Raw genomic sequence first — 321 nt, 5'->3', positions numbered from 1 at the left:
TAGAACTAACTTCAAGTTCTCAATGCTTCACCGCTCCTCGAATATCCATCCGTTATTCTGGCAAGCAGGAGAACACCCAATTGAAAAATCCACCCCCCGAGCTCCTTCAGGCGCTCTTTCGTACATCCGGTAGCCGTTCCTTCGGCAGCCCTGGTGTGTTTCACAACGGCCCGGCGCCGAGCATCTCCGCCCCACGGCTGTCCGACAAGCACCACGGCGGCGTCAACAACGGCGATATCGCTTCAGGCGAAGTGCCCGTGGAAATACCGCGGTATCCCGGCATTGAGGTCGGCCAGGCGCTGGAGGTTTATCTGAACGACG

General features: G+C 57.9%; 1 protein-coding gene. It reads left to right on the top strand.

Annotation, left to right across the window (positions count from 1 at the left end; translation table 11 throughout):
• Positions 1–80: 80 nt before the first annotated feature.
• Positions 81–321 (top strand): hypothetical protein (locus tag H7993_RS20705; protein ID WP_185795506.1); only part of this gene is annotated, 241 nt, incomplete at its 3' end.

The sequence above is a fragment of the Pseudomonas baltica genome, assembly GCF_014235765.1.
GTDB lineage: Bacteria > Pseudomonadota > Gammaproteobacteria > Pseudomonadales > Pseudomonadaceae > Aquipseudomonas > Aquipseudomonas baltica.
This window is presented reverse-complemented; position numbering and strand designations above follow the sequence as displayed.